Raw genomic sequence first — 26,955 nt, forward strand, 5'->3', positions numbered from 1 at the left:
AGCGAAAAGGACTCATGATGACCACGTTGGACCAGAACTCCCTGCGTCGGCGGCTTGCGTCCGGCCAAGCCAGGATTCTTGGTGGCGTGCTCGCCTTGGGCCTCGCCGTCAGCCTCCTGTCCGCTGTACCTACGGCCCATGCGGACAGCCTGGACGACCAACAAGCTGCGCTCGAGGCCGAATCGGCGCGCGTTCAGGCGTCCTTGGAGTTTGTGGACTCGAAGATCGCCAAGGCCGCCGGCGACCTCGTCATCTACCAAGGACGCCTCCCGGGCGCCCAGCAGGCACTTCTCGAAGCGCAGGGCCGCGTGGCTAGTGCTGTCAAGGAGGTCGAGGCGTTGGCAGCCCGGGTGGAGCTCGCCCAGCAGAACAAAGCCAAAATTACTGAGCAGCTTGAGAGTGACAAGCAGAAGATCACCGATACAAAGAAATTGATCGGCCAGATCGCCTCCCAGGCCTATAAATCCGGGGGTGTGCCCACCAACATCGCCCTGCTCTTCGGATCCAACGAGTCCGGCAGCCTGACAGAATCCATGGACCTCGCCGATCAGGCCATGCGAAGCCAGAACGCTGCGATGACCAAGTTGACCCAGCAGAACGCCACCAACGTAAACTCGCAGGCCCGGCTGGCCGCCGTCGAGGCTGAGATCCAGGACCTGAAGGCCAAAGCCGACGCCGCGCTGGAGCGGGAAAAGGCTGCGCGCGACGAGGCTGCGAGCAAGAAGGCCGAAGTCGACAAGCTCATCGAGGACACCACCCGCCTGAATGGACAACTACAGGCGGCCAAGCCCGGTATTGAAGCCGATCTTGCCCGTGTGAAGGCCGAACAGGACTCTGTTGCGGCCGAAATCGTCGAGAGGGACCGCAAGCTTCGCGAGGCGTGGGAGGCCGAGCAGCGTCGCCTTGCCGCGGAAGCCGCTGCTGCTGCGGCTGCCGCAGCAGCAGCGCAAGGAAAGCCGGCACCGCCCGAGCAGCCGTATGTCCCGCCGGTGGGTTCGCCGTCCGCGTTTGGTTTGCGACACCCCTTCGCCAGCTACGTACCCATCACGTCAGGATTCGGTTGGCGGGCAACCCCGCCCGGAACCATCGATTTCTACGGCACGGGTGGTTACATGCACACCGGCATCGACTTCGGTGCAGCCTGCGGTACTCCTGTTTACGCCGCAGCGGCTGGTACCGTCTTCAACTCCGGCTGGAACTCGGCCGACGGCGGTGGATGGCGCGTGAAGCTGTCCCACGGTGTGGTGCAGGGCAACTCCCTGACAACCATTTACTACCACAACAGCAGCATCGTGGTTTCCAACGGCCAGCAGGTATCGCAGGGACAACTCATTGCGTACTCGGGTAGCACAGGTAACTCGACGGGGTGCCACGCACACTTCGAAACCTGGCTGAACGGGGCGGCAGTGGATCCGATGACCCTCCTCTAGTGGGCCGACCCTTTGTCAGCGACCAAGGCCTGCGGGCTCTGGCGTACACTAGTTGAAATCCGCATCTAACAAGGAGTTCTACCGTGCCCAAGGAAAGTGGCCGTAAGGTAGTGGCCACCAATCGGAAGGCCCGGCATAACTACCATGTCCTGGATACCTATGAAGCTGGCATTGCGCTGATGGGTACGGAAGTGAAATCGCTCCGTGAAGGCCACGCCTCCATGGTGGACGGCTTCTGCACCTTCTACAATGACGAACTGTGGATGGAGGGCATCCACATCCCTGAATATCACCAGGGGAGCTGGACCAACCACGCCGCGCGCCGCCGTCGTAAGCTTTTGCTTCACCGCGACGAACTGGACAAGATCTCCCAAAAGATCCGCGAATCCGGTTTCACCGTGGTGCCGTTGCAGCTTTACTTCCTGGACGGCCGGGCAAAGGTTGAAATAGCCATAGCTCGAGGTAAAAAGGACTACGACAAGCGCCAAACGCTGCGTGAGCAGCAGGATAAGCGCGAATCGTTGCGCGAACTGCGGGAGCGCAACCGGCGCTAGGTCTGAATGCGGATGCTTCCGCCCAGGGCTTGTGTCGCGGGAATGATCTTCCGGGCGAATGCGTTATGATGGATAGTCCGGTAGGGATTTGATCACTTGATGAATGCCTTGCCGGTTTGGTAACAGAATACGGGGATGATCGGTTTCGACGATGTTAGTCGCGACAGGTGAAGCGGGCCGAGGATGCAGAATTATCTCGTAAACGCTGTCTGCAAACCAATAAGTGCCGAATCTAAGCGCACTGACTTCGCTCTCGCTGCCTAAGCAGTAAGACAGTCCGTCAGCCCGGGGTTGCTATCGCCCCGGTTCCTGGCGTCATTTAGATAGCCACTGCTGTTTGCCTTCGTCATTGAGGTAAACGGGACTTTTAGATGACTGGGCCCGGATCAGCCACCTGTTTGCAGGATGGCTGGGGCCGAGAAAATCCGACGCAAACTGCGCCCGGAGAAGCCCTGACAAAACGACATCGGACGGGGGTTCAATTCCCCCCATCTCCACCGGAAAGCCCTCGGATCCTCGTGATCCGGGGGCTTTTACTATGCCTGAACCTGCTCCTGCCTGAACCTGCCGCAAATACCGTTCACCCACGGCGTAGGGGAACGCGGACTAGCCGCCCCGCCCCGACCGTTGTACAGGGTAGGCACTGAACTGGACTGAACCGGACAGGACGTGCACGGCACCGCGGTAGCAGGAGGCATGTGATGAGTACCGAGCCAGAGTTTGAAATTCCGGATGACGGCCGGGATTCAGAACCGCCTGAAGAGCAGGGTGACGACGCGGCCTTGGACGCGTACTCACAGATCGTCATCCGGGTCGCGGAGTCCGTCACGCCGCACGTCGCCGCTATCGAGATGACCAGTGCGCGCCGGAACGGTCAACTTCGTGTGGGCAGCGGATCGGCCGTGGTCTTCACCGGTGATGGATACATGCTCACCAATGCCCATGTGGTGGCAGGTATCCAGTCCGGAAGAGCGGTGTTTGCGAACGGCAAGCAGACGGACGTCGAACTCGTGGGGGCGGACCCATTGTCTGACCTCGCAGTGGTGCGTGGTCTCAAACCCACTCCGCCACCCGCCATTTTGGGTAACGCCGACTCGTTACGGGTTGGCCAGCTGGTGATCGCAGTGGGCAATCCGCTGGGCTTGGCGGGATCAGTGACTGCCGGGGTGGTCAGCGGCTTGGGACGATCCATTCCAGTCCGTGCAGGGGAGCACCGGCGTGTGATTGAGGATGTCATCCAGACTGACGCGGCCCTCAACCCGGGCAATTCCGGGGGCGCCCTTGCCGACACCCGGGGCCGCATCGTGGGCATCAACACGGCCATAGCCGGACTGGGCCTCGGACTCGCCGTACCTATTAATAGGACAACCCAGCGGATCATCGCCTCCTTGCTCAAGGATGGGAGGGTGCGACGCGCCTACTTGGGCTTGGTGAGTACGCCTATTCCACTCGATGCCAGTGCTGTGGTGCGCACGGGCCAGAAAGAGGGGCTCCGTGTGGTGGAGGTCATCGCCGGCTCACCTGCTGAATTGTCGGGGCTCCAGCCGGGGGACCTGGTGCTTCGGGCGCAGGGCAGGGCTGTATCGAGTGCAGAGAGTCTTCAGAAGCTGCTGTTCGCCGAGGCCATAGGCGAACCATTCCCTTTGACCGTGCTGCGTGACGGGAAAACGGTACAGCTGATGGCCGTTCCCTCGGAGATGAGCCAGCAGCAATAACGAGCCAGCAACGATGAGGCGAGCCTAGGCTTGTTCCTCGCGGACGTCGACCACGCCCACAAAGCGGCTACCGACGCCTTCATATTCGCTGCGCACGTCACCCAGGAACAATTCCGGCAGTTCACTGTTCTTGTGGTGGCCACAAAAGACGAATGAGAAGTCTGGCCACCACTTTTTGGGCCGCACCGCCTCTGAATACCCGCAAACCGCGCAGCTCAGGTGGACCCAAACAGGCCGTTTGCCCGTGCGGTTGGCACGTGACTGGACCAGCCAGGCTGGTGGGTTGTCCTGGAGGCTGCGAAGTTCGGCTTCTGACAGCCGGGACGGGATGCCGTGGCGCTGGGCCATTTCCATGGAGATATCAAGGGCCAATGCTGCGTCACGTCTGCTAATCACTGTTTAACGATACGGGACGTCGCCGTGGACGAATGCCGCGTAGGCTGTGCACATGACGGATGCTGTAGCTTTGCTGCCGAGAACGCCGCTTCAAAAGCGGGTGCTCGTCGTTGCAATTGTGGCTTCTTTTATCGCCATCCTGGATGGTTTCGTGGTGAACCTTGCGCTCCCGGCCATCGGACGTGAACTTGGCGGTGGCTTGGTCATCCAGCAATGGGTGGTGGATGCCTATCTGTTGACCCTCGGGGCCCTCATTCTGGTGGCCGGTTCATTATCGGACCACTTTGGCCGGGCTCGGATCCTCGAATGGGGGCTGGCGGGCTTTGCCCTGACATCGGTGATGTGCGGCCTGGCCTGGAACGGGGAAGTCCTGGTGGTGTCCCGCGCACTTCAAGGTATTGCAGGCGCCCTCCTGGTGCCCAGCTCGTTGGCAATGATCGTTACATCGTTCTCCGGGCCTTCCCAGTCCAAAGCGATCGGCCAATGGTCCGGATGGACCAGTGCCGCCGCCATCGTCGCACCGCTGATTGGTGGAGTCTCTGTAGACCTGCTGTCGTGGCGGGTGATTTTCTTCATCAACGTTGTTCCTGCCGTCGCCATCTGGCCGGTGCTCGCAGGCCTTCGGGCGTCGGATGCGGCCAGGGACAAGAGCAAGGGAATCGACTACCTCGGCGCTGTTCTGGCAATGATCGGACTCGGTGGTCCCGTCTATGCCTTCATTGAACAGGGCCGGATGGGTTGGGCGAGCGTCCAGGTGTGGCTGCCGCTCCTGGCCGGCGTGGTGGCAATGGTGTTGTTCCTGGTCCACGAGGCAAGGACCAAGGAGCCGATGCTGCCCTTGAGGCTGTTTGCCATAAGGAACTTTGGTTGGGGCAACCTTGCCACGCTCGCGATTTACGGCGGGATATCCCTCGGATTCTTCGTCCTGGGAATCTACCTCCAACAGGTTGGAGGGATGGGCGCTACGATCGCGGGAATTGCCTTGCTTCCAGCGACCGTCATCCTGATGCTGACTGCGTCCTACTTCGGTGGGCTGGCTGGAAAATATGGTCCGCGATGGTTCATGACCGTGGGGCCGTTGTTATGCGGTGTGGGCTTTCTGATGTCCCTCTCCATCCAGGAGCCGCTGAACTACTGGGCCCAGGTGCTGCCAGGCCAGATCGTCTTTGGCTTGGGACTCACCACCCTCGTGGCGCCACTCACCGCAGCGATTCTGGGTGCGGTACCGCAGGAAGAGGCCGGGATTGGTTCGGCGGTCAACAACGCCGTGGCCCGTATTGCCGGCCTCATCTGCATTGCCTTTGCCGGCCTGATCGTTGGTCCGGTGTTTACACGGCAGGGCTTGTACAACGCCTTGGTTGTCACAGCGGCACTGTTCGTTGTCGGGGCGGTGGCGTCCGCCGTCGGGATCCGCAACCCCGTGCTCGAAGCGGCAGTTGCCGCTGACAGTGCACCGGATCCAGCGTCCGACGACGGCGGGCCGGCTGGGCAGCGCAGCTAGCCTGTGCCACGTGCCTCTGCAGTGCACAAGTCAGCGCGCGGGAAGCACGCAGCCTTCGTGGATTTCGGCGCTTTGGACCCAAAGTGCCGCCGTAACTTCGTCCGCGAGATCGAATTCGCGGCGTTGGGGTCCGCTGCCAATCCGAACGACCAGTGCTCCGCCGAATGGCTTGCGCCCCACCACTTCCACAGGCGCGTCCAAGGTGATCTTTTCTGAGGCGAGATAGCGAAGAAGATCAGGATTTTCATCGCTGATCCGGGTGATGCGGCCTGAGTGGCCTTCGTCCAACTCGATCATGCGGTAGGCGTGGGGAAGTTCCACCGATCCGTCAGCCGAGGGAATAGGGTCGCCGTGAGGATCCCGGAGGGGATGGCCAAGCTTGGCGGCCATACGCTCAATGAAGGTATCGGACACCGCATGTTCCAACATCTCAGCTTCATCATGGACTTCGTCCCAGCTATAGCCGAGTTCGTCAACGAGGTACGTCTCAATGAGGCGGTGACGCCGAACCATTGACAGTGCCAGGTGCATGCCCTCCGGAGTCAGCCGGATGGCACTGTACGGTTGGTGGTCCACCAAGCCCTGGTCCTTGAGTTTACGGACCATTTCAGACACCGAGGAATTGGCAACGCCAAGCCGCAGGGCAAGCTGCGAGGACGTAATTGGTTTGTCCTGCCACTCCGTATAGGAGTAGATGACCTTGACGTAGTCCTCGATCGAGGAGGAGGGCGTACTGGTCTTCACACACCAAGCCTACCGTGGCGGGGCGCCGTCGATCTTGCGGGCCCGCCAGGTAGTGGTCAGATATGGTAATCCCAGGAGCTGGCCGGGGACATGGCCCAGATGATCGAAGAGGTACCACTCCAGGTTGCCCATGACCTTTGAGCGGGTGGCTTCATTTGCGCGGAGGTAGTAGCTGCGCGATTTCGTGAGCTCCAGGATGTCCTCCGGTGACACGGCGTCCTCCCAGCTGGTGAGATGGCTCGTCAAGTTCATAAACTCCGGTCCGATAACTGGCCGGAAGCCGGGCTTGTGCACATCCCCGGCGTGCATGATGCGTGACAACCGGTGAACCCAGGGCACGGAGATGTCCAGTTGGTTCCATATCAGGCCGAGTACTCCGTGGGGCCGCAGGATCCGGTCGATTTCCGTGCTGGCTTTCATCGGGTCACACCAATGCCATGCCTGGGCAACGCTGACGACGTCGAATGCTGAGTCCGCCAGCCCTGTTGCCTCGGCCGTTCCCTCCAACGCCTCAACGCCGGGACAGGACTTTCGAAGTTGCTCCAGCATGTCTGTGGAAGGATCGACGGCGGCCACCTGCAGGCCGCGGTCCACGAGCAGTGCCGTAAATTTTCCCGTGCCTGCACCAATATCCGCGGCGGACTTCGCTCCAGGAGGGAGAAGCCAATCCACTGAGTCTGTGGGATAGCCGGGCCGAACGCGATCGTAGTGTTCGCCGCCGTCCTGGAAGCTCTGGCCCAGCTCGCGGCGGCGCGTGGCATGCAGCTTGGGACCACCCGGCCTGCCAATGCGGCCGGAAACACTTCCGCCGGAAACAACGCCGCCGGAAACACTACGGGAAGGCACGGCCACGCACAGACTCCTTTACCGCGAAGGCCAGTTACCCTACGAATTTACCGCACAGTACTTGCGTTTCAGTCGATCGTGCAGGGTGCAGCCCCTGCGGTGCCCGGGGTGTTTGGTGCCCATTCCGGGTAGCTGCGGTGGTCGTTGGCCGGTACCCAGCGTCCCTCATCCACTACATAGTCCCAACCGAGACCCGTGCGCTTGAGTTCTTCAATACCAGCCAGCAGTCGTGTGGCATCCTCCAGTCGGGAGCCCACGCCGAAGCTGGCTCGCAGGGAACCGGAAGGGAGTCCTAGCCGCTTGAGCAGGGGATGGGCGCAGAAGCGGCCGTCACGAAGTCCTACACCGTGTTCTGCAGCGAGATAGGCGGCGACCAGTCCGGCGTCGAATCCTTCCACCGAGAAATTGACCACGCCGATGGTGTCCTCGGAGTCGCTGAAGATCCGGTGGACGGTCACGCCGTCGATTGCCTCAAGTCCCTGAACGAGATACGAACGGATGGCAGCTTCATGGGCATGCCATGCTTCTGGGTCCAGGCCTGCCAGCACCTGTGTCGCGCGGGCCAATGTTGCCGCGCCGAGGACGTTGGGGGAGCCGCCCTCGTGGCGGGCGGGACCTGAAGCCCAGCTGACCGAGTCGAGGCGGGCTTCACGAACGGCGCCACCGCCGGCAAGGTGGGGAGTACCGGCGTCGAGCCAGTCAGGACGGCCCACAACAACACCGGCGCCGAACGGAGCGTAGAGCTTGTGCCCGGAGAACACGATGTAGTCGACGTCTGCTTCAGTGATGTTGATGCGGCGGTGGGGGGCAAGCTGCGCGGCGTCCACCACAATCCGGGCACCGTATTCGTGCGCAAGGGCTGCGAGTTCGGCGATCGGGAGGATCTCACCGGTCACGTTCGAGGCCCCGGTGACTGCGAGCAACGAGACGCCCCCTTGGCTAAGTTCCTCGCGGAGCTTGGCCAGGGTAGCTGTCAGTGTCGAAGCAGCTACGACACTGCGGTGAGGGACGCCCTGCCAGGGGAGGAGATTGGCATGGTGTTCGATGTCCAGGTAAAGGACCTCGCCCGTTGGCTTTCCGTCCAGTTGCGGTAGGCAGCCTGCCAACAGGTTCAGCGAGTCCGTGGTGTTCCGGGTGAAGATGACGGAATCGTCGGGACGGCCGCCGACGAATTCACGGACGATGTCGCGGGAGTTCTCGTAGACCGAGGTGCTGATCTGGGAAGCGTAGCCCGCGCCGCGGTGGACACTGGCGTAGTAGGGGAGGATCTCATTGAGATACGCAGAAACAATTGTCAGCGCTGGAGCGGATGCTCCGTAGTCAAGGTTGGCGTAGCGGACGTGGCCACCCTGGATCAGGGGAGCTTGCAGCTCCGCGCCTGTGACGGCGGCCAGGGGCCTGCCTGCAGCGGCTTCGTGCGCTGCTTCTTCGACCACAAGGGACGGCAGAACGGTGGAGTTGAACGTAGCAGTGCTCATGGGACCTCACTCAAGAGGGACCCCCTCAGGGGGATCCGCGCTTGCCGTATCCGTTCCGGACCGGCCAGGTCGTCACCCGGGGCACCCCACCGCGAATGGAGGGTTGCCGGCCAGCAAACCGGGGTTTAGCGCTGGCACTCGTGACCTGTAAAGAGGTTAGGGCACGCCTCTGGCCTGCTCCAAAGTCGCTTCGCTTTGTTAAGCACATTGTTACGAAGGGTCCGGAAACTGGGCTTTGGGCGAAGAAAAGACGGCGGAGGCCCCGAAAAGGAGGCATCCGCCGTCGAAAATTCTATGCAAAGCCGGTTGGCTAGTTGGTGCCGCTGGGTCAGAGGAGGTCATCCAAAGCAGGGTTTAGCCGCTTGAGGACCTCTGAGTGCAAGATGGAGTTGGTGGCCAGGGCGTTGCCGCCAAAGGGGCCGTCCTCGCCTTCCAGTGACGTGAAGCGGCCGCCGGCTTCCGTCACGATGGGAACCAATGCTGCCATGTCGTAGACATTCAACTCTGGCTCGCAGGCGATATCCACGGCACCCTCAGCTACCAGGCAATAGGACCAGAAGTCGCCATAGGCCCGCGTGCGCCAGATGTCTTCGGTCAACCCCAGGAACTCGTCCAGATTTCCGCGTTCCTTCCAACCGGAAAGGCTGGAATATGACATTGAAGCATCTGCCAACTGCGAAACGTTTGACACCTTGAGCCGGGTGGCTGACGCGAGGGAGCGGCCCATATAGGCGCCCATGTCCTTTGCTGCCCACCAACGCTTGCCCAGCGCCGGAGCACTGACAAGTCCGACGACCGGCTCGCCTTCGTCAACAAGTGCGATCAGGGTAGCCCATACAGGAACTCCCCGAACGAAGTTCTTGGTGCCGTCGATGGGGTCGATGATCCAACGCCGGGAGCCGTGGCCGCTGCTGCCGAACTCCTCGCCGAGGACGGCGTCACGGGGGCGCGAGCGCGACAATTGGCCACGAATGGCTTCTTCCGCAGCCTTGTCGGCATCCGTCACTGGCGTGAGGTCAGGCTTGGTCTCGACCTGCAGATCCAAGGCCTTGAAGCGGTCCATGGTTTGGGCATCCACGGAATCCGCCAGCACGTGGGCCAGTCGGAGGTCATCGTTGTAGCTGGAAACGGGTTGGGTCATGCCACCAAACTATCGTGAAACGTTCCCTGCAGTTGGGATCGCCTTGCACCAATGCTTAGTTGACGGTACCCAGTTCTTTGGTCTCTTTCGCTTCCAAACGCGGGTCCGCGCCCAGCAGCCGCCGGAGCGAAGACAAGCGGGCCACCCCGGAAGGACCGGCGTGTCCCTCGTTCACCCACGCGTCAAGTCCGCAATTGATGGCACTGGCATCGTGCTTGCAACCGCGGTCGCAAGCTTCGGTGCCCGGTTCCAAATCGGGGAAGGAATGCAGGATGCGGTCGGGGTCCACATGCGCGAGTCCGAAGGAGCGGATACCGGGGGTATCGATGATCCAGCTACCCGGCGGTGCATCCGCCAGCTTCAAGGCCAGCGCCGACGACGACGTGTGCCGGCCCCGCCCTGTGACGGCGTTGACACCACCGGTGGCCCGCTCGGCTCCGGTCAGGGCGTTAACCATGGTGGACTTGCCGACGCCTGAATGGCCCAGCATGACAGTCACTTTTCCATCAAGGTGGGCCCGCAATTCGGCAACGGCGCGGCTGTCCAGCCGCGCGGACAGTCCGTCGTCCGAGCGGGCATCGATACCGGATGCTTCATCGTCTGCGGTACGGCTGATGATGATGGGAAAGTCCAGGCTGAGATAGTTCGACAACAACTCTGCAGGATCCTTGACATCTGCTTTGGTGACGAGCAGCAGGGGCTCGATCCCGGCGTCGTAGGCTGCAACCAGGGCGCGGTCAATAAAGCCGGTTCGGGGCTCCGGATTGGCCGCCGCGACCACCACCACAAGTTGGTCTGCGTTGGCTACCACCACTCTTTCGATGGGGTCGGTATCATCGGCGCTGCGCCGCAGGAGCGTCTTCCGCTCCTCTATTCGGACGAGCCGCGCAAGGGTATCCGGTTCTCCGGATACGTCGCCCACCAAGGCGACGAAATCGCCGGGGACAACGGGGTTTCGTCGCAGTTCACGCGCTCGTGCAGCGATGATGATGCGTTCATCCGCCGAGTCTTCGCCAACGATGGCAGTGTAGCGCCCTCGGTCTACCGTGATAATCCGGCCAATGACCGCGTCATCATGACTGGGACGGTCCTTGGTGCGGGGCCTTGACCCTTTTTTATTCGGACGGATCCGGACATCGGATTCGTCCCAGGAGCTTGCGTCGCGACCCATGCTCAGTTGCTGGCCTCACTGGTGACGGTCAAGTCATCGCCTGTGCCGTGCTGCAGCATGGCCTCCCACATCTGCGGAAATTCGGGCATCGTCTTGGACGTGGTAGCGATATCCTCCACCTGCACGCCCTCAACGGCGAGCCCCAAAATAGCGCCCGCCGTAGCCATGCGGTGATCAGCGYAGCTGTGGACGACGCCTGCGTGCAGAGTGGCCGGACGGATAATGAGGCCATCGGCTGTTTCTTCTGCGTCGCCGCCAAGCCGATTGATTTCAGCGGCCAGCGCGGCGAGCCTATCCGTTTCATGGCCACGAAGGTGCGCGATCCCGGTTAGACGTGAAGGACCTGTAGCCAAGGCGCACAGCGCAGCGACGGTGGGCGCGAGTTCACTGGTCTCGTCGAAGTCGGCGCCCTTTATTTCAGGCCCGCCCTTCACGGTGAGCGTGCCGTTTTCGAGTGTCACGGTGGCTCCCATTTCAACCAGGATGCTACGCCAGAGGTCACCCACCTGGGTTGTTTGGGTGGGCCAGTTGGGGATCCTGACGGTGCCATGGGTCGCGAGGGCTGCGGCAAGGAACGGGCCGGCGTTGGAAAGGTCCTGTTCGATCCGCTGGTCGAAGGCGTGAATGGGGCCGGGCGCGACTCGCCAGTGGTTGGGGACTGAATCGTCCACCTTGACGCCGACTCCACGAAGGACGGCAACGGTCATATTGATGTGGTCCAGGCTGGGGACCGGCTTGCCTACGTGTTCCAGGTGAAGGCCTTCGGCGAAGCGGGCGCCTACCAGCAGCAAGGCCGAGACGAACTGGGAGGAGGCGCTGGCATCGATTACCAGGTGGCCGCCCCGAACCTCGCCGGTGCCATCCACCGAGAAGGGAAGGGCCGACGGCGTCCTGCCGCCTTCCGTGGCAACAGGAACTCCCAGGGCGAGGAGTGCCTCGATGATGGTCCCCATGGGCCGCTTCCGGGCGTGGGGGTCGCCGTCGAACGTGGTTGGACCATTGCGTAGCGCAGCTAAAGGTGGAACGAAGCGCATGACTGTCCCGGCAAGGCCGCAATCGATGGCAGTCTCCGCCCCCGAAGCTGAAGGATCCATGGGCGTGATCTCAAGGTCCGGTCCATAATCACCATCGCCGGGTACCTCGGTAACGGTGGCACCCAACTGCCTGAGCGCCTGAATCATCAGGACGGAATCACGGGAGTGAAGGGGTGCTCGCAGCCGGGACGGACCGTCGGCCAATGCGGCAAGGACCAGGAAACGGTTGGTGAGCGATTTTGAGCCCGGTACCGTCACTGTGGCATCCACTGGCCCGGTGGCGTAGGGAGCCGCCCAAAGGGGCAGGGTGTCGACGGAGTGTGTTGAGCCCGTGTTTGCTGCGGTGGTACCTGTCATGCTTCCTTATGCTCCAACTGCGTTGTCTACGGCCTTGCGTACTGCTTTGTCTGCCCGCTTGAGCTGCTTGCCGGTGGCCTTCCTGGCATCGGCTGCCAGGTGTTCAGCCCGCCATGCAAGGCTGGGGCGGCCTTCTGTGTCTACGGAGGCCAGCAAAACGCCACCCGTCAGGGAAATGTTCTTCAGGAGTTGGGCGCGGCGGGCGTTCCGGCCTTCTTTCGTGCTGATGTCAGCTGAGCGCCACTCCACATAGGAGTTCAGTGCGGACGTCAACGCCAGGACCGTTGCCGCGAAGCGGGAGAGTTTGCCAAGGCCAAGCAAAGCGCCGGCGCCCAGCTGCGCGCCACCGATTACCCGGGCCAGGACTTTCTCATCAGTCGGGAAGGGCAGTGACTCCGAGGCGCGGCGAAGGACCGGGGACAATTGCCTGGCAGTGTCGTCCGCGTTCTTGAGCTTGTCCAGACCTGCGATGACGAAGCTGGACGCGAGCATCGGCCGCGCGAGAAAACGGATAACAGACATGTCTTGCCTCCTGGATGGCTTGTCATGTTGATTCATGACGTTATTCACTAAGTGCTGTGTTCAAGGGGTGCAGTCTGCTCTAGTCTTGCACCTTTGCGGAATATTTACCCAGCGGCTGCCGTTGTGAACAACAGGCACGGTGAAGACCGGGCCGCGGCATGGTGTTGCCGCTTCGCTGAACGGAGTTGGTTTTTTGACCTTGGTTAAGGACCGTGTGGGTCTGCTGGAGGCTGGCTATCCTGCACAGGGGGATTCCCGGAAGCTGACAGTAGACTTGGCAACGATGAGCACCATTGAACCGGCCGCAGCGGCCATGTACGAAGCAGCCGACTCGTCCCCGGAGGACAGCACAGCCGACGCATCGGTACCGGCCGACGTCGATATCGCCACGGAAACTCCCGAACAGCGGCGGGAGCGGTTTGAGCGCGACGCCATGCAGTACGTGGACCAGCTGTATTCAGCGGCGATGCGGATGGCACGGAATCCCTCAGATGCCGAGGACCTCGTGCAAGAGGCTTACACCAAGGCGTTTTCGGCTTTTCACCAGTACAAGCCGGGGACCAACCTCAAGGCCTGGCTCTACCGGATCCTGACCAATACCTACATCAACCTCTATCGGAAGAGGCAGCGTGAACCGCTGCAGTCAAACTCGGACACGATTGAGGATTGGCAGTTGGCAAAGGCTGAGTCGCACACCTCGTCCGGGTTGCGCTCCGCAGAGGCTGAGGCCTTGGACCACCTGCCGGATTCCGATGTCAAGAGCGCGTTGCAGGCCATCCCGGAGGAATTCCGGTTGGCTGTCTACTTCGCCGACGTCGAGGGATATGCCTACAAGCAGATTTCCGAAATCATGAACACCCCGATCGGCACAGTCATGTCGCGGTTGCACCGCGGCCGGAAGATGCTGCGGGACATGCTGGCGGATTACGCCGCAGAACGGGGCTTCAAGGCCCACACCGAAGACCAGGCCGCGGCCGGGAGCAACAATCAGGAGAAAGAGCAATGAGCGACTGCCAGGGATTGGGCGATTGCGACGATACACGGATGCAGCGGATCTATGAGTACCTCGACGGCGCATTGACCCGCGAGGACCTCACAGAGATCAAGCAGCACTTGGACACCTGCGAGGAATGTGCTGAGCAGTATGACCTTGAGTGCCTCATCCGCACCATGGTCAAGCGTTCCTGCACGGAGTCTGCGCCGGAGAACCTCAAGAACTCAATACTTGACCGGATCCACTCCATCAAGCCGGTGGAGGCTTGATTTAATGCCGCTGATCCAGCAATGGGCCAGGTAAAAGGCCACACACGCCAAGGGCCCCGGAAACCGTATGGTTTCCGGGGCCCTCGCTGTTAAGCCTTGACGCTAAGCCGGTGGCTTAGGTGTTGGGACGCTTGCCGTGGTTCGCGCCGCCGCGCTTACGGTCACGACGCTTACGTGCACGCTTGCTCATAGCTGGCCTCCTTCAATGATTGATACTCAATAGAGCTGCCCTCCAGTTTCGCACATCCGGGCGTTCGCTCGCGAACCGGACTGTACTGTTGTCAGCTCCGCAGGGAATTCCTGATGGAGATGCGGGCTTGGTCCAGGACTGCACGTACTGTCTCCAGCGTTACGGGATTCAGCGGGTGCGAGGCGCTGTGTTGACGCAGCTCCACGCGGATGTCATCGCGGAATGATTGAACCAGGAGCTCGGCCTCTTTGAGCATTCGGTGTCCTTCAGGGGAAAAGCCCGACGTTCTGCTTTGGAAGGTGGCGGCCGTCGCCGTGCTGCGCGCGGCTTCCGCTGTAGCGGCGAGATCTGCCTTCAGCCCACGCATGTTGGTTCTGATGTCTTCCCGCAGGTTGTCGGCCAGCCGCCGCACGGAGGCTGAGATATTATCCTCGACGTCGGCAAGCTCCTGCCGCCGACGGTTCAGTTCCGCCAGCCCCGCTTCCGTGATGAAGTACTTTGTTCGCCGGCCCTCCGTCTCGGTAGCCACAAGGCCTTCCTCCTCCAGTTTCCCGAGCCGCGGATAAATCGTCCCGGCGCTGGGGGAGTAGGTACCGCCGAACCGGTCACCCAATGCCTTGATGAGCTCATATCCGTGCTTGGGTCCTGACTCAAGCAGTGCCAGAAGGTACAAGCGCAGGGCGCCATGCGCAAAAACAGGAGGCATCAGAGACCCGCCTCCCCAGGCATCGGGCGGTCATTTCCGGATGCCGGCGCTGTACCGTGCATGATGTAAGTCTTGCCTGAGACCGTATTCGTCCGTACGAGCATGAGCCTCTCATCCGGACCCACAATGGTCTGCACCTTACTTCCGGGCTGGGCATACATCTGGTCATCAATGATGACGGTGCCGCTGGCGGACTTGGCAACGATGTCCAGGCCGATGTCGTGCGGCAGCCGGATGGTCAGGTCCCCTGACACCGAATTGGCTCCGAGGTCGTTGGTGTAGTCGTGGAGGTCGAAGCTGAGGTCCCCGCTCACCGTGCTTGCCCGGACGTTCTTGAACTTGCCTGAGGCTGTGACTTCACCCGAAACGCTCTTGGCGGTCAGTACGCCGTCGTGGTTTCTGGCGATGACCTCGCCACTGACGGTGTTGACGTGCAATTCACCGCTGGTCCCGTCAGCCATGACGGAGCCCGAAACTGTGTTGAGCCGAATCCGTCCGTTGACGCCGGAGACCATGCCATCGCCGTTTACTGTCCCCGCTTCGACGTCCACTCCACGCGGAAGCGCGATCCCGACCACTACGGAGTTGGTGCTGGTGTTGTTGACCGTACCCATCAGGTTTCGGAACCAACCTTGTGGTCCTTGGAGTTGGTGGCGTACCTCCAAGCGGCCGTTCACCAGCGTGATGGTCAGGGGGTCACCGCTGATCTCGCTGACCTCGATCCGGACGAAGGGTTCGTCGTGGGTGACGACGTCGAACCTGCCCTTGACTATTCCAAGTTTGAGCGAGTGGACATCGTCCACATCAATTGTTTGTGGGCCCGTCACGGTCCAAAGTTCGTCAGACATGATCCCTCCAAATTGCGATATATCGCGTTGATGAAAACACGATATATCGCGAATGGGGGGAACGCAATGGTTTTCTGGGAGGGCTACTCTGGCTGGGCGATGTTAAGCCACTGGAACCAGCCGCGGTGCAGCACGAGCCACGCAATCAATCCGTAGCCGGCCTGTCCTGGTGTCCCCCCATTGGCTGCGAGGTCCGTCCTCCATTGCTCGTGGTTCAGCAACGGAGAGAAAGTGTCGACATAGTGGTGGTTGCGGCGGGTGGTGACATCCGCAAATGCCGTGTTGAGATCGGCCAGGCGTTTGTTGCGCGCCGGATCAAGGGTGGGCGGAGGGCCCACCACGAACACTTCGACGCCACTGTGCGAGGCTCCATCAAGAATGTTTGCAAGGTTCAAACGGCTTCGCGCCGTTGAAAGCCCGAATTCCAGGTCACGGCCGGAGAGTCCTATGACCAGCCGGTTCTCGTGCGAGTCGCTGAAACGGCGGCCGGCTTCGTCCTGCCATCGCGAGGCCAAACCCTCTGTGCCTTCCATGGGGCAGGGGAGTGAGAAGCTTTCCACCACCACGGTGTCCTGGGGCGTACGGGCCAGCACTCTTCCCAGCCAACCCAAGGCGCGGGGGTCACCCAAACCGGCGAGCAATTCATCTCCTACAGCCGCAATGCGCAGCTTCCTGTCTTCCACGGTTACCTCTTCACACTCGTTACGGTCCTTGCACGGCTTTTGGATCTGCGGCCGGCTTGATGAACCGGGTACCTGTCCCATTAAACAGAACTGCCCGGCCGGAGGTGCATTGACAGCACCTCCGGCCGGGCAGTTTTTTTGGCTACTTGCGTTCGAACGCCTGCTTGATCAAGGCATCCTGCTCAGCAGCGTGGCGCTTCATGGAGCCTGCGGCTGTGGACGCAGATGCCGGACGCGACACGAGGCGGAGCCTGCGATCCAGCACCGGCGCCAGGTTCAGGCCCATGAACGGCCACGGACCCTGGTTGGCGGGCTCATCCTGCGCCCAGACGATGTCAGCGTTCGGGTACTTGGCGAGCTCTGCATCAATTTCGGCCTTCGGCAGCGGGTACAACTGCTCCACGCGGATAATCGCAGTGGAGGTGTCCCCGGACTTCTGTCGGTTGGACAGGAGGTCGTAGTACAAGCGGCCGGAGACCAGGATAACCCGGTCCACGTTTGCGGCCTCTACCTCGGGATCGCTGATGACTGGCCTGAAGCCGCCCGTCGTAAAGTCCTCGACGGCGGACGCGGCGCCCTTGAGGCGGAGCAACTGCTTCGGCGTGAAGATGATCAACGGCTTGCGCGGACGGCTGTAGGCCTGGCGACGCAGGAGATGGAAGTGCGAGGCTGCCGTAGTGGGGTTGGCGACAATCATGTTGTCCTCGGCACAGAGCTGCAGGAACCGCTCGATGCGTGCGGATGAGTGGTCAGGCCCCTGACCTTCGTAGCCGTGCGGCAGCATCAGGACGAGCGAGGAACGCTGGCCCCACTTCTGCTCAGCGGAGGAAATGAATTCATCGATGATGGTCTGCGCACCGTTGACGAAGTCACCGAACTGGGCTTCCCACAGCACCAAGGCGTCGGGACGCTCCACCGAGTATCCATATTCAAAGCCCATGGCCGCATATTCGGACAGCAGCGAGTCATAGATCCACAGCTTGGCCTGGTTATCCGAGAGGTTGCCCAGGGGCAGCCACTCATTGCCATTGGCGCGGTCGTGGAACACTGCGTGACGCTGCACGAAGGTACCGCGGCGCGAGTCCTGGCCAGCCAACCGGACGGGGACGCCCTCCATGATCAGCGAACCGAAGGCCGCGATCTCGCCAAAGCCCCAGTCAATGCCACCTTCACGGGACATCTGCTCACGCTTCTCCAGGAGCTGCTTGAGCTTGGAGTGAACCGTGAAGCCCTCCGGGATCTCCAGGTGGGCCTTGCCGATGCGGGCAAGGGTCTCGGGGGAGATCGCGGTGGAAGCCGGTGAGTTGGTTCCGAAGTCTGCCTGCTGGGCAATCGGGCGCTCGATGTCCGAGACAGCAGCAGAGTCAGCCGTGATGATCGGGATGGGGGAGGTCTGCGCCGCGTGAGTCTCAGCAAAGACCCGCTCAAGGCGTTCCTGGTAGTCGCGGAGCAGCTGCTCGGCTTCTTCCTCGGTGATGTCGCCACGACCGATCAGCGATTCCGTGTACAACTTGCGGACCGAACGCTTGGCTTCGATCAGGTTGTACATCAGGGGCTGCGTCATCGAGGGGTCATCGCCCTCGTTGTGACCACGGCGGCGGTAGCACACCATGTCGATGACGACGTCCTTGTGGAAGCGCTGGCGGAACTCGTAGGCGAGCTGCGCAACACGCACCACGGCTTCGGGGTCGTCGCCATTCACGTGGAACACCGGAGCTTGGATCATCTTGGCCACATCCGTGGAGTACGTCGATGAACGCGAAGAGGACGGCGCCGTGGTGAAGCCAACCTGGTTGTTCACGATCACGTGGATGGTGCCACCGGTGCGGTAACCACGCAGCTGGGACAGGTTGAGGGTCTCGGCGACAACACCCTGGCCTGCGAATGCAGCGTCACCGTGAACCATGATGGGCAGGACCGGGAAGGACTCGCCTTGATCCAGTCGGTCCTGCTTGGCGCGGACGATGCCCTCGAGCACGGAGTCGACTGCTTCAAGGTGGGACGGGTTGGCGGCGAGGTAGACCTTGGTCTGCTTGCCGTTGTCCGAGGTGAAGGTGCCTTCAGTACCCAGGTGGTACTTCACATCGCCGGACCCCTGGACGGAGCGAGGGTCCTGGGTGCCTTCGAATTCACGGAACACCTGTGCGTAGGTCTTGCCTGCAATGTTGGTGAGCACGTTCAGGCGGCCACGGTGGGCCATGCCGATCGCGACTTCGTCAAGGCCGTCGTCGGCAGCGTCCGAGATGACGGCGTCAAGGAGCGGAATAAGCGACTCGCCGCCTTCGAGGGAGAAGCGCTTCTGCCCGACGAACTTGGTCTGGAGGAAGGTTTCGAAAGCCTCGGCTGCGTTGAGCTTGGAAACGATGCGCAGCTGCTCTTCGCGGCTCGGCTTGGAGTACGGGTGCTCCAGCTGGTCCTGGAACCACTTACGCTCCGCCGGCTCCTGGATGTGCATGTACTCGATGCCGGTGGTGCGGCAGTAAGCATCACGGAGTACGCCCAGGATGTCGCGGAACTTCAGCTGCGACTTGCCACCGAAGCCACCGGTAGGCCATTCGCGGTCCAGGTCCCAGAGCGTGAGACCGTAGGTCAGGACGTCCAGGTCCGGGTGCTTGCGCTGGACGTATTCCAGGGGGTCCGTGTCGGCCATGAGGTGGCCACGCACGCGGTATGAGTGGATGAGCTGCTGGATCCGCGCAACCTTGTTGATCTCATCTGCTGGGTCAACCTGGAGGTCAGGGCTCCAACGGACGGGCTCGTACGGAATGCGGAGGGCTTCAAAGATTTCGTCGTAGAAGTTCTGCGCACCAAGGAGGAGCTGGTGGACCAACTTGAGGAACTCGCCGCTGCCTGCGCCTTGGATAACCCGGTGGTCGTAGGTGGAGGTCAGCGTGAGGATCTTGCTGATGGCGTTCTGGGCGATGATCTTCTCGCTGGCACCCTGGAACTCGGCCGGGTAGTCAAGGGCGCCGACGCCGATGATGGCTGCCTGTCCCTTGGAGAGACGCGGTACAGAGTGAACGGTGCCGATGCCGCCCGGGTTGGTCAGGGAGACCGTGGTGCCGGCGTGGTCGTCCGCCGTGAGCTTGCCGTTGCGGGCTCGCTTGATGAGGTCCTCATAGGTGTGCCAGAACTCGGCAAAGTCCATGGTCTCGGCCTTCTTGATGTTGGGAACCATCAGGAGGCGGGTGCCATCGGGCTTGGGCATGTCAATGGCGATGCCAAAGTTGACGTGGGCAGGCTGGACAGCGCTCGGCTTGCCATCAATTTCGTCGTAGTAGACGTTCATCGACGGGAACTGGGAGAGGGCGCGGACAACCGCGTAGCCGATGAGGTGCGTGAAGGACACCTTGCCGCCGCGGGCACGTGCAAGGTTGGAGTTGATGACAACGCGGTTGTCGATCAGCAGCTTGGCCGGAACTGCCCGGACGCTGGTGGCAGTAGGCACTTCAAGGCTGGTCACCATGTTGGTAGCGATGGCCTTCGCCGGTCCGCGAAGGACGGAAACGACGTCCTCCTCGGGAGCGGTGGGCGCCTTGGTGCTCTTGGGCAGCTGGGCAGGAATCGGTTGTGCGGCATTGCCGCCGACGGGCTTCTTTGCTCCATCCTTGGCAACCGTGGCCGGGGCTTTCTTCGCCGGAGCCGCAACTGCCGGTTCACCGGAAGCAGCAGCGGCAGGGGTGGTCGCAGGGGCAGCTTCAGGAGCGGCCGGCGCCGGTGCCGGTGCCGCTGCAGCCGGAGCTACCACGGGAAGTACTTGGGTGGGGGGATTGGCAGCGGTGGGGGCTGCGGAGGTTCCGTTGGAAGAAGTGCCGTCACCGGTGTCGAAGGATTCGAAGAGCGGCCACCACTTGGCGTCGACCGAATTCTTGTCCTGCTGGTACCGCTCGTACAGTTCGTCAACGAGCCACTCGTTTCCGCCAAATTCCTCTGGTAGACGGTGGCTGGGCTGCTCTGGCACTTGAAATACGCCTCTTCCATGAGTTTTGATTTCCCGCTGGTCAAGGTTGCTTTTCCGCAACAATGCACCAGGGTCCGGGTCCCGCGAACTCAGACCTTTGTCAGTCTAGTTAGGATCGTTGGTTAACTGCCAATAGTGGTGACCTAAATCATGTTGAGGCCGACGTAATGCTCCTGCGCTCCATTTCCCTGGGGGAGGGACCTCTGCATGGGCCCGCGGAACCTGCCCTGTAGACTGAAACCCTTATGGACAGTAAATCTAGGTGCCGGCCTGGGAGCTGTCGGGGGAGCCGATCAGGCAACTCCGCACAGCGCACCCCTCGAGCCGGCAATACCCGTTCACATGCCCATCACGCGCCGGCGTTCCAAGCCGGTGGCGCCACGGACCATGCGTCTGCGGCACCCGATCAGCCTCCGCCTGGGCGAATCTCTCCCTTGAGGGCAAGTTCCGCACCGCAAGCGCCTGCCCTTGGAGGGAAGCGCTAAGTGGAATGGTTTCTCCTCCTTGCCGGTTTTGCCCTGATTCTTGGCACCGGCTTCTTTGTAGCAGTTGAGTTTTCCCTCGTTGCCCTGGACCAGGCGAGCGTTCAGCGCGCAGTAGACAACGGCGACCACGGCGCAGCTCCGCTGCTGAAATGCTTGAAGTCCCTGTCCACGCAGCTTTCCAGCTGCCAACTTGGCATTACGCTGACCACGCTCCTGACGGGTTTCGTGATGGAGCCCTCTGTGGGACAGCTCCTGGTGGGGCCCCTGGGCCTCCTTGGCCTCACCCCGGAAGTCGCACATTCCGTCGCACTTGTTCTCGCAATGGCTTTCGCCACTCTGTTGTCGATGCTCCTGGGCGAGCTGGTGCCCAAGAACATGGCGATCGCCCTTGCTTTCCCGCTGGGCAGGAAGCTTGCCCGTCCGCAACTGATTTTCACGGCCATCTTCAAGCCCGCCATCGTCGTGTTGAACGGCTTCTCCAACAAGGTATTGAACTTGTTTGGGCTTGAAGCGAAAGAGGAAATCTCGGGGGCACGGACTCCTGCCGAGCTGGCTTCACTTGTCCGGCGTTCCGCGGAGCTCGGCACACTGGATGCAGGCACAGCAAACTTTGTGGCGCGAACCCTGAATTTCTCTGGCCGCACTGCGGCGGATGTCATGACGCCGCGCATTCGGATGGAGACGATTGACGCTGATCAGCCTGTGAGCGACATCCTCGACGCCGCACGGCGGACTGGATACTCCCGTTTCCCGGTGATCGGTGACTCGGCCGACGACATCCGTGGGGTGGTCCATATTAAGAAAGCAGTTGCCGTGCCGGCAGATCGCCGGGCGAAGCTTCAGGCCGGGGCAATCATGACTGACGTGCTTCGCGTTCCGGAGACCATCCATTTGGATGCCCTCCTCTCCGAACTGCGCGAAGGAAACCTGCAACTGGCTGTGGTTCTGGATGAATATGGTGGCACTGCCGGGATCGCAACCCTCGAAGACCTGGTTGAGGAGATCGTTGGGGAGGTCTCCGACGAACACGACAAGGTCCGCCCCGGCCTCTTGCAGAGCGCATCCGGCGACTGGTACTTCCCTGGACTGCTGAGGCCGGATGAGGTATCCGAGCAAATCCCCAACCTGACTGTCCCCGACGAGCCTGCTTACGAAACTGTTGGTGGCTACGTGATGAGCAAGCTTGGTCGTATCGCGAAGGTAGGTGATGTGGTGGAGGCCGGGGGCGGCACGCTGACCGTGACCAGGATGGATGGTCGGAGAATTGACCGGATCTGCTTCCGCCACATTGAGGAAGATGAAGCGGCCGTTGAGGACACGCAGAATGATCGCCATGAAGCAGGTGCCGTATGAGTGACTGGGCAGGAATTGCCTGGCTCGTGGTTCTTTTGATCGGCAATGCTTTCTTCGTGGGTGCGGAATTTGCGATCATGTCCGCACGCCGCAGCCAGATTGAGCCTTTGGCGCAAGCTGGGTCAAAGCGGGCGCAAACTACGTTGCGGGCCATGGAAAGTGTGTCCCTGATGCTGGCCTGCGCCCAGCTTGGCATCACCGTGTGCTCGCTCTTGATTCTCCAGGTTGCCGAGCCGGCTATCCATCACTTGTTGGCGGGGCCGCTTGAGATGGTTGGCGTTCCGATGGAGTTGGCGGATGTCATCGCCTTTGCGATTGCGCTCCTCTTTGTCACGTTCCTGCATGTGACGTTCGGAGAGATGGTCCCCAAGAACATCTCGGTGTCCGTAGCGGACAAGGCGGCCCTGCTGTTGGCGCCGCCGCTGGTGTTTATCGGCCGCGTGGTCAAACCAGTGATCTGGACCCTTAACTGGCTTGCGAACCACATCCTCCGATTGATGCGGATCGAGCCGAAGGACGAAGTGTCATCTTCGTTCACCCTTGAGGAAGTCCAGTCGATTGTGCAGGAATCCACACGGCACGGCCTGGTGGACGATGACGCTGGTTTGCTCAGTGGTGCCTTGGAGTTCTCCGAACATACGGCGTCGCACATCATGGTTCCGTTGGACAAGCTGGTGGTGCTGAGGACAGCGTCGACTCCCGTCGAGTTGGAAAAGGCGGTCAGCCGTACCGGCTTCTCTCGCTTCCCCATGGTGGACGACGACGGCGAACTCGCCGGGTACCTGCACGTCAAGGACATCCTCTCCATACCTGAGGAGGGTCGCCGCCATCCGATTGCCGAGGGGCGGATCCGTTCCCTGGCGAACCTCTCCCCGGAGGATGAGATTGAGCAGGCGATGTCTGTGATGCAGCGGACCGGATCGCACCTGGCCCGCGTGGTTGGAGCAGGCGGCGCGACACAGGGCGTTTTGTTCCTTGAGGACGTGATCGAGCAATTGGTGGGCGAGATCCGGGATGCTACGCAGGCCACGGGGATACGGCGGCTTGGCGGTCCGCAGACCCAGCAATAGCGCGAAATTGAAGCTTGCGCCGGCCTCGGTGGTCGGCGCAAGCCCTTGCTAAATAGGAATCATTCCCATTTAGAGCTAAGCTGAAACCCAACCAATAAATGTTCTTGATTCTCATTTGAGTAGATCCGAGGTTTCCGTGCGTCGTTCCGTCGCCCGCATGTCGTTGGCCGCTTCTGCAGGCCTTGCCGCCCTATTGCTTTCATCCTGTTCCGGTAGCGCCGGGGCAGGAACCCCGTCGTCATCGACAGGGGCCATTGAAGTGGTGACCTCCACGAATGTTTACGGGGACGTCGTGAAGGCCATTGGCGGGGACAAGGTCAACGTGAACGCGATCATCACCAAGACGAGCCAGGACCCGCATTCCTACGAAGCCAGTGCGCAAGACAAACTGGTCATCTCCAAAGCCAAGCTCGTGGTGGAGAACGGCGGAGGATATGACGAATTCCTCCACAAAATTGCCGATGAGACAAACGTTGGCCACGAAAATATGATCAGCGCCGTTGAGGTCTCGGGGTTGGCTCCCGAAGAGGAAAGCCACAGCGAAGGTGCGTCCTCCGAAGAGGGCCACAACCATGACCACGGCGAATTCAACGAGCACGTCTGGTACAGCCTGGACGCGATGGGCAAATTCGCCGACGCGGTCGCCAGCAAGCTCGGCAGCCTGGATCCGGCATCGGCATCGACGTTTACAACCAACGCGAACACTTTCAAGGCGAAGCTGACCGAGCTCAACGGGAAGCTTGCTGCCCTCAAGGAAGCCAACGACCACGCTCCCGTGGCGATCACCGAGCCCGTTCCTTTGTATCTGCTGGCAGCGGCCGGACTGGAGAACAAGACTCCGGAGGCCTACAGTGCAGCGATTGAAGAGGGAATCGATGTGCCGGCGTCGGTCCTGAAGGAAACGACAGACCTGGTGGGCTCCGGAGGTGTCCGGCTGCTGGCCTACAACGAGCAGACGGAAGGGCCGCAGACCGAGTCCGTAATGCGGGCTGCCGGGACTGCGGGCGTGCCGGTAGTGAACTTCACTGAGACCCTGCCGGAGGGCAAGGACTACGTGCAGTGGATGACAGACAACGTGGAATCGATCTCGTCAGCACTCAAGAAGTAAATTTCCTCACCTCCCCTGCGGTGGGGGCCCTGTCGGCGTCCTAAGATATTCAGGATGGCTGCGGGGCCCTCTGTCTCTTACCAGCACAGAATCCCGCACCAGCAAGGACTCCTGTACCAGCTCAGGCATCAAACGTAAGGCGCCGCCACTAGTTGCGTTCGCCAGCAACGCATGAATCGAGGACAACTTTTGACACCCGTAGTGAGCCTCCGCGGAGCGAGCCTTCAGTTCGGCAAGAGGACACTCTGGCGCGATCTTGATCTCGACATAAATCCGGGGGAGTTCTTTGCCGTCCTCGGCCCCAATGGCAGCGGCAAGACCAGCTTCCTGAAGGTCCTCCTGGGGCTTCAGGAATTGAAGTCAGGAACGGTTGTCTTGGGTGGGCATCCGGTGGAGCGGGGAAGCAAGCGGATCGGTTACATTCCTCAACAAAAGTCCTTCGCGCCGGATACGCCTTTACGTGCACGAGACCTGGTAGGGCTCGGCATTGACGGCCACCGGTGGGGTATGCGGCTGGCCTCAAGGAAGGTAAACCAGCGGATCGATGAACTGCTGGAGCTGGTGGGAGCCTCGGACTACGCGAAAGTGCCTGTGGGGCAGTTGTCTGGTGGAGAGCAACAACGGCTTCGAGTGGCCCAAGCCCTGGCCACGGAACCTCAGGTATTCCTTTGTGATGAACCGTTGCTGTCCTTGGACCTGCATCATCAGCAGGGCGTCAGTTCACTCATCAACGAACAATGCCATGCCCGGAACAGTGCCGTCGTTTTCGTAACGCACGAAATCAATCCCGTGATCGACTACGTTGATCGCGTGCTCTACCTGGCCGGCGGCCATTTCCGTGTGGGGACGCCACAGGAAGTTATGACTACTGAAGTTTTGTCCGAGCTGTACAACAGCCATGTGGAGGTCATCCACACCAACGGAAGGATCGTCGTCGTCGGGCTTCCGGACGCGACCACGCACTTCCATGACGACGCGCACGCCGCAGCTGGGCAGGAGTTCTAAATGGACCTCAATGGAATCCTGCAGACCATCTTTAACTTTGAGAACTACGGCGAATTGCTGGTGCTGGTTCAAAACTCCATTTGGGCCGGGGCTGTCCTGGGACTTCTTGGCGGACTCGTTGGCACGTTCGTGATGAAGCGGGACCTGGCGTTCGCCGTCCATGGCATCTCTGAGCTGTCCTTTGCAGGTGCGGCTTTTGCCCTGCTGATCGGTGCCGATATCATTTTCGGCTCGCTGATCGGTTCAGTGGCTGCGGCAGTGCTGCTGGGATTCATGGGTGTGAGGGCCCGGGACAAGAACTCGATCATTGGCGTCATCATGCCGTTTGGGCTAGGCCTGGGCATCTTGTTCCTTGCCCTCTACGAGGGCCGTGCCGCCAACAAATTCGGCTTGCTCACCGGCCAGATCGTTTCCGTGGACACTGTCCAGCTTCAGGCACTCGCGGGTACGGCGATCCTGGTGATGATTGCCCTCGTGGCGATCTGGCGCCCGCTCAGTTTTGCCAGCGTGGACCCTGAAATGGCTGAAGCGCGTGGTGTTCCCGTTCGCGGCTTGGCGATAGGCTTCATGGTGCTGCTGGGGATCAGTGTGGCTTTGTCCATCCAGATCGTGGGCGCACTGCTGGTTTTGGCACTGCTCATCACACCGGCCGCTGCCGCACTCAGGGTTACCACTTCACCACGCCTGGTGGTGCTTTTGAGTGTTGTGTTCGCGATCGCTGCCACGGTGGGTGGAATTCTGCTTGCCCTTGGCAGCCGCATACCCATCAGCCCCTATGTCACCACGTTGTCATTCCTTATTTACGTAGTGTGCCGCGTAATCGGGCGGGTGCGGGCCAACCGTGGCCTCAACGGCCGCGTATCACGGGAGCAGCCAGCCGGCGCTCTCTAGAGCTTTCCCGCGGCCTTCTTGGCTGTGCATTCAGGACACAGTCCAAAGATCTCCACAGTGTGCGCCACCTCGGTGAAGCCATGCTCAGCGGCTGTTCGGGCCGCCCAGGTCTCAACCGCCGGGGCTTCAACTTCCACTGCTTTGCCGCAGTTCCGGCAAAGCAAATGGTGGTGGTGTCCGGTGACGGTGCAGCGTCGGTAGACGGCTTCGCCCTCCCCATTGCGCAGGACATCAATGAGTCCATCATCGGCAAGTGACTGCAGGATGCGGTAGGCAGTGGCAAGGGATACGGAGATGCCCTTGTTCTGCAGAAGGCGGTACAGTTCCTGGGTGCTGACGAAGTCGTCCAATTCATCCAGCGCTGCGCTGACGGCCAGGCGTTGCTTGGTGACGCGCTGCTCCTTGATACCTGTCACGGCCGGCGAGGCTGGGCCGGTCGTGGCGGAATTGGTGCCTTGTGGCATTGAAAGACTCACTTCCCTGGAAACGCTGGCAAACCCCAA

Annotated in this window: 25 protein-coding genes, 1 other RNA gene and 1 riboswitch; of the genes, 12 read left to right on the forward strand and 14 right to left on the reverse strand. The window is 61.2% G+C overall.

Features of this window, described 5'->3' with window-relative positions:
* The first annotated feature begins 17 nt into the window (after nt 1-17).
* From AB4Y87_RS07685 to AB4Y87_RS07700, 4 genes are all read left to right on the forward strand, one after another.
* Nucleotides 18-1,430, forward strand: coding sequence for a peptidoglycan DD-metalloendopeptidase family protein (locus tag AB4Y87_RS07685; protein WP_442003980.1), 1,413 nt, complete (start codon nt 18-20; stop codon nt 1,428-1,430).
* A gap of 83 nt (nt 1,431-1,513) precedes the next feature.
* Complete coding sequence (smpB, locus tag AB4Y87_RS07690) at nt 1,514-1,984, forward strand: SsrA-binding protein SmpB (protein ID WP_017198498.1); 471 nt, start codon at nt 1,514-1,516, stop codon at nt 1,982-1,984.
* A gap of 131 nt (nt 1,985-2,115) precedes the next feature.
* Nucleotides 2,116-2,484: a transfer-messenger RNA gene (ssrA, locus tag AB4Y87_RS07695) on the forward strand.
* Between the two features lie 201 nt (nt 2,485-2,685).
* On the forward strand, nt 2,686-3,699 hold the full coding sequence (locus AB4Y87_RS07700) for a S1C family serine protease (protein WP_442003807.1): 1,014 nt from the start codon (nt 2,686-2,688) through the stop codon (nt 3,697-3,699).
* A gap of 24 nt (nt 3,700-3,723) precedes the next feature.
* Here the strand turns inward: AB4Y87_RS07700 and AB4Y87_RS07705 are convergent, their stop codons facing one another.
* Nucleotides 3,724-4,053 carry a hypothetical protein gene (locus tag AB4Y87_RS07705; protein WP_442003981.1) on the reverse strand — a complete coding sequence of 110 codons (330 nt, stop codon included), beginning with the start codon at nt 4,051-4,053 and terminating at the stop codon, nt 3,724-3,726.
* Nucleotides 4,054-4,141: 88 nt separating this feature from the next.
* Here AB4Y87_RS07705 and AB4Y87_RS07710 point away from each other — a divergent pair, with 88 nt between their 5' ends.
* Nucleotides 4,142-5,596 (forward strand): MFS transporter, encoded by a 1,455-nt coding sequence (locus tag AB4Y87_RS07710; protein ID WP_442003808.1) that lies wholly within the window; start codon nt 4,142-4,144, stop codon nt 5,594-5,596.
* A 30-nt stretch (nt 5,597-5,626) separates the two neighbouring features.
* On the opposite strand, the gene AB4Y87_RS07715 is transcribed toward AB4Y87_RS07710, so the two are convergent.
* The 7 genes from AB4Y87_RS07715 to AB4Y87_RS07745 form a co-directional block, all read right to left on the reverse strand.
* On the reverse strand, nt 5,627-6,340 hold the full coding sequence (locus tag AB4Y87_RS07715) for a metal-dependent transcriptional regulator (protein ID WP_442003809.1): 714 nt from the start codon (nt 6,338-6,340) through the stop codon (nt 5,627-5,629).
* Nucleotides 6,341-6,349: 9 nt separating this feature from the next.
* Complete coding sequence (locus AB4Y87_RS07720) at nt 6,350-7,129, reverse strand: class I SAM-dependent methyltransferase (protein ID WP_442003982.1); 780 nt, start codon at nt 7,127-7,129, stop codon at nt 6,350-6,352.
* 125 nt (nt 7,130-7,254) lie between these two features.
* Nucleotides 7,255-8,664, reverse strand: a complete 1,410-nt coding sequence (locus AB4Y87_RS07725; RefSeq protein ID WP_442003810.1) for an aminotransferase class V-fold PLP-dependent enzyme — start codon at nt 8,662-8,664, stop codon at nt 7,255-7,257.
* 32 nt (nt 8,665-8,696) lie between these two features.
* Nucleotides 8,697-8,810, reverse strand: a riboswitch (SAM riboswitch).
* 182 nt (nt 8,811-8,992) lie between these two features.
* On the reverse strand, nt 8,993-9,805 hold the full coding sequence (gene hisN, locus AB4Y87_RS07730; RefSeq protein ID WP_442003811.1) for a histidinol-phosphatase: 813 nt from the start codon (nt 9,803-9,805) through the stop codon (nt 8,993-8,995).
* Between the two features lie 55 nt (nt 9,806-9,860).
* Nucleotides 9,861-10,976, reverse strand: a complete 1,116-nt coding sequence (gene rsgA, locus AB4Y87_RS07735; protein ID WP_442003812.1) for a ribosome small subunit-dependent GTPase A — start codon at nt 10,974-10,976, stop codon at nt 9,861-9,863.
* Between the two features lie 2 nt (nt 10,977-10,978).
* Nucleotides 10,979-12,367 carry a 3-phosphoshikimate 1-carboxyvinyltransferase gene (aroA, locus tag AB4Y87_RS07740; protein ID WP_442003813.1) on the reverse strand — a complete coding sequence of 463 codons (1,389 nt, stop codon included), beginning with the start codon at nt 12,365-12,367 and terminating at the stop codon, nt 10,979-10,981.
* Between the two features lie 6 nt (nt 12,368-12,373).
* Nucleotides 12,374-12,889: a DoxX family membrane protein gene (locus AB4Y87_RS07745; protein WP_442003814.1), complete on the reverse strand. Its 516-nt coding sequence runs from the start codon at nt 12,887-12,889 to the stop codon at nt 12,374-12,376.
* A 193-nt stretch (nt 12,890-13,082) separates the two neighbouring features.
* Between AB4Y87_RS07745 and AB4Y87_RS07750 the strand changes: the two genes are divergently transcribed.
* Both AB4Y87_RS07750 and rsrA read left to right on the forward strand, forming a co-directional pair.
* Nucleotides 13,083-13,895 carry a sigma-70 family RNA polymerase sigma factor gene (locus tag AB4Y87_RS07750; RefSeq protein WP_442003815.1) on the forward strand — a complete coding sequence of 271 codons (813 nt, stop codon included), beginning with the start codon at nt 13,083-13,085 and terminating at the stop codon, nt 13,893-13,895.
* On the forward strand, nt 13,892-14,152 hold the full coding sequence (rsrA, locus tag AB4Y87_RS07755) for a mycothiol system anti-sigma-R factor (RefSeq protein WP_216923992.1): 261 nt from the start codon (nt 13,892-13,894) through the stop codon (nt 14,150-14,152). Before AB4Y87_RS07750 ends, rsrA begins: the two co-directional genes overlap by 4 nt.
* A gap of 115 nt (nt 14,153-14,267) precedes the next feature.
* Here the strand turns inward: rsrA and AB4Y87_RS07760 are convergent, their stop codons facing one another.
* The 5 genes from AB4Y87_RS07760 to AB4Y87_RS07780 form a co-directional block, all read right to left on the reverse strand.
* Nucleotides 14,268-14,342: a 50S ribosomal protein bL37 gene (locus AB4Y87_RS07760; RefSeq protein WP_369299106.1), complete on the reverse strand. Its 75-nt coding sequence runs from the start codon at nt 14,340-14,342 to the stop codon at nt 14,268-14,270.
* 91 nt (nt 14,343-14,433) lie between these two features.
* A complete protein-coding gene (locus tag AB4Y87_RS07765; protein ID WP_442003816.1) occupies nt 14,434-15,048 on the reverse strand; it encodes a PadR family transcriptional regulator in 615 nt (204 codons plus the stop codon).
* Nucleotides 15,048-15,896: a DUF4097 family beta strand repeat-containing protein gene (locus tag AB4Y87_RS07770; RefSeq protein ID WP_442003817.1), complete on the reverse strand. Its 849-nt coding sequence runs from the start codon at nt 15,894-15,896 to the stop codon at nt 15,048-15,050. The genes AB4Y87_RS07765 and AB4Y87_RS07770 overlap by 1 nt, the downstream gene beginning before the upstream one ends.
* 83 nt (nt 15,897-15,979) lie before the next feature.
* Entirely contained in the window at nt 15,980-16,579 is a 600-nt protein-coding gene (locus AB4Y87_RS07775; protein ID WP_216923989.1) for a GDSL-type esterase/lipase family protein, read from the reverse strand.
* 142 nt (nt 16,580-16,721) lie between these two features.
* Nucleotides 16,722-20,540: a multifunctional oxoglutarate decarboxylase/oxoglutarate dehydrogenase thiamine pyrophosphate-binding subunit/dihydrolipoyllysine-residue succinyltransferase subunit gene (locus AB4Y87_RS07780; protein ID WP_442003818.1), complete on the reverse strand. Its 3,819-nt coding sequence runs from the start codon at nt 20,538-20,540 to the stop codon at nt 16,722-16,724.
* Between the two features lie 485 nt (nt 20,541-21,025).
* Here AB4Y87_RS07780 and AB4Y87_RS07785 point away from each other — a divergent pair, with 485 nt between their 5' ends.
* The 5 genes from AB4Y87_RS07785 to AB4Y87_RS07805 all read left to right on the forward strand — a co-directional run bounded on the left by AB4Y87_RS07785 (nt 21,026) and on the right by AB4Y87_RS07805 (nt 26,452).
* Nucleotides 21,026-22,378, forward strand: a complete 1,353-nt coding sequence (locus AB4Y87_RS07785) for a hemolysin family protein (RefSeq protein WP_442003819.1) — start codon at nt 21,026-21,028, stop codon at nt 22,376-22,378.
* Nucleotides 22,375-23,448, forward strand: a complete 1,074-nt coding sequence (locus AB4Y87_RS07790; RefSeq protein ID WP_442003820.1) for a hemolysin family protein — start codon at nt 22,375-22,377, stop codon at nt 23,446-23,448. The genes AB4Y87_RS07785 and AB4Y87_RS07790 overlap by 4 nt, the downstream gene beginning before the upstream one ends.
* Nucleotides 23,449-23,605: 157 nt before the next feature.
* Nucleotides 23,606-24,556, forward strand: a complete 951-nt coding sequence (locus AB4Y87_RS07795; RefSeq protein ID WP_442003983.1) for a metal ABC transporter solute-binding protein, Zn/Mn family — start codon at nt 23,606-23,608, stop codon at nt 24,554-24,556.
* Between the two features lie 171 nt (nt 24,557-24,727).
* Nucleotides 24,728-25,561, forward strand: a complete 834-nt coding sequence (locus tag AB4Y87_RS07800; protein ID WP_442003821.1) for a metal ABC transporter ATP-binding protein — start codon at nt 24,728-24,730, stop codon at nt 25,559-25,561.
* On the forward strand, nt 25,562-26,452 hold the full coding sequence (locus AB4Y87_RS07805) for a metal ABC transporter permease (protein WP_442003822.1): 891 nt from the start codon (nt 25,562-25,564) through the stop codon (nt 26,450-26,452).
* Here the strand turns inward: AB4Y87_RS07805 and AB4Y87_RS07810 are convergent.
* On the reverse strand, nt 26,449-26,916 hold the full coding sequence (locus AB4Y87_RS07810) for a Fur family transcriptional regulator (RefSeq protein ID WP_442003823.1): 468 nt from the start codon (nt 26,914-26,916) through the stop codon (nt 26,449-26,451). The two genes, AB4Y87_RS07805 and AB4Y87_RS07810, sit on opposite strands and share 4 nt — an antisense overlap.
* Nucleotides 26,917-26,955 lie beyond the last annotated feature (39 nt).

It is taken from the genome of Paenarthrobacter sp. RAF54_2, from assembly GCF_052113945.1.
Taxonomy (GTDB): Bacteria; Actinomycetota; Actinomycetes; order Actinomycetales; family Micrococcaceae; genus Arthrobacter.

Excerpts from the sequence above, each read along its gene's own strand:
- rsrA (WP_216923992.1), top strand. The coding sequence starts at position 13,892 with ATGAGCGACTGCCAGGGATTGGGCGATTGCGACGATACACGGATGCAG.
- AB4Y87_RS07685 (WP_442003980.1), top strand. The coding sequence starts at position 18 with ATGACCACGTTGGACCAGAACTCCCTGCGTCGGCGGCTTGCGTCCGGC.
- AB4Y87_RS07705 (WP_442003981.1), bottom strand. The coding sequence starts at position 4,053 with ATGGAAATGGCCCAGCGCCACGGCATCCCGTCCCGGCTGTCAGAAGCC.
- hisN (WP_442003811.1), bottom strand. The coding sequence starts at position 9,805 with ATGACCCAACCCGTTTCCAGCTACAACGATGACCTCCGACTGGCCCAC.
- AB4Y87_RS07790 (WP_442003820.1), top strand. The coding sequence starts at position 22,375 with ATGAGTGACTGGGCAGGAATTGCCTGGCTCGTGGTTCTTTTGATCGGC.
- AB4Y87_RS07745 (WP_442003814.1), bottom strand. The coding sequence starts at position 12,889 with ATGTCTGTTATCCGTTTTCTCGCGCGGCCGATGCTCGCGTCCAGCTTC.
- AB4Y87_RS07795 (WP_442003983.1), top strand. The coding sequence starts at position 23,606 with ATGTCGTTGGCCGCTTCTGCAGGCCTTGCCGCCCTATTGCTTTCATCC.
- AB4Y87_RS07810 (WP_442003823.1), bottom strand. The coding sequence starts at position 26,916 with ATGCCACAAGGCACCAATTCCGCCACGACCGGCCCAGCCTCGCCGGCC.
- rsgA (WP_442003812.1), bottom strand. The coding sequence starts at position 10,976 with ATGGGTCGCGACGCAAGCTCCTGGGACGAATCCGATGTCCGGATCCGT.
- AB4Y87_RS07700 (WP_442003807.1), top strand. The coding sequence starts at position 2,686 with ATGAGTACCGAGCCAGAGTTTGAAATTCCGGATGACGGCCGGGATTCA.
- AB4Y87_RS07805 (WP_442003822.1), top strand. The coding sequence starts at position 25,562 with ATGGACCTCAATGGAATCCTGCAGACCATCTTTAACTTTGAGAACTAC.
- AB4Y87_RS07725 (WP_442003810.1), bottom strand. The coding sequence starts at position 8,664 with ATGAGCACTGCTACGTTCAACTCCACCGTTCTGCCGTCCCTTGTGGTC.
- AB4Y87_RS07800 (WP_442003821.1), top strand. The coding sequence starts at position 24,728 with ATGAATCGAGGACAACTTTTGACACCCGTAGTGAGCCTCCGCGGAGCG.
- AB4Y87_RS07770 (WP_442003817.1), bottom strand. The coding sequence starts at position 15,896 with ATGTCTGACGAACTTTGGACCGTGACGGGCCCACAAACAATTGATGTG.
- AB4Y87_RS07765 (WP_442003816.1), bottom strand. The coding sequence starts at position 15,048 with ATGCCTCCTGTTTTTGCGCATGGCGCCCTGCGCTTGTACCTTCTGGCA.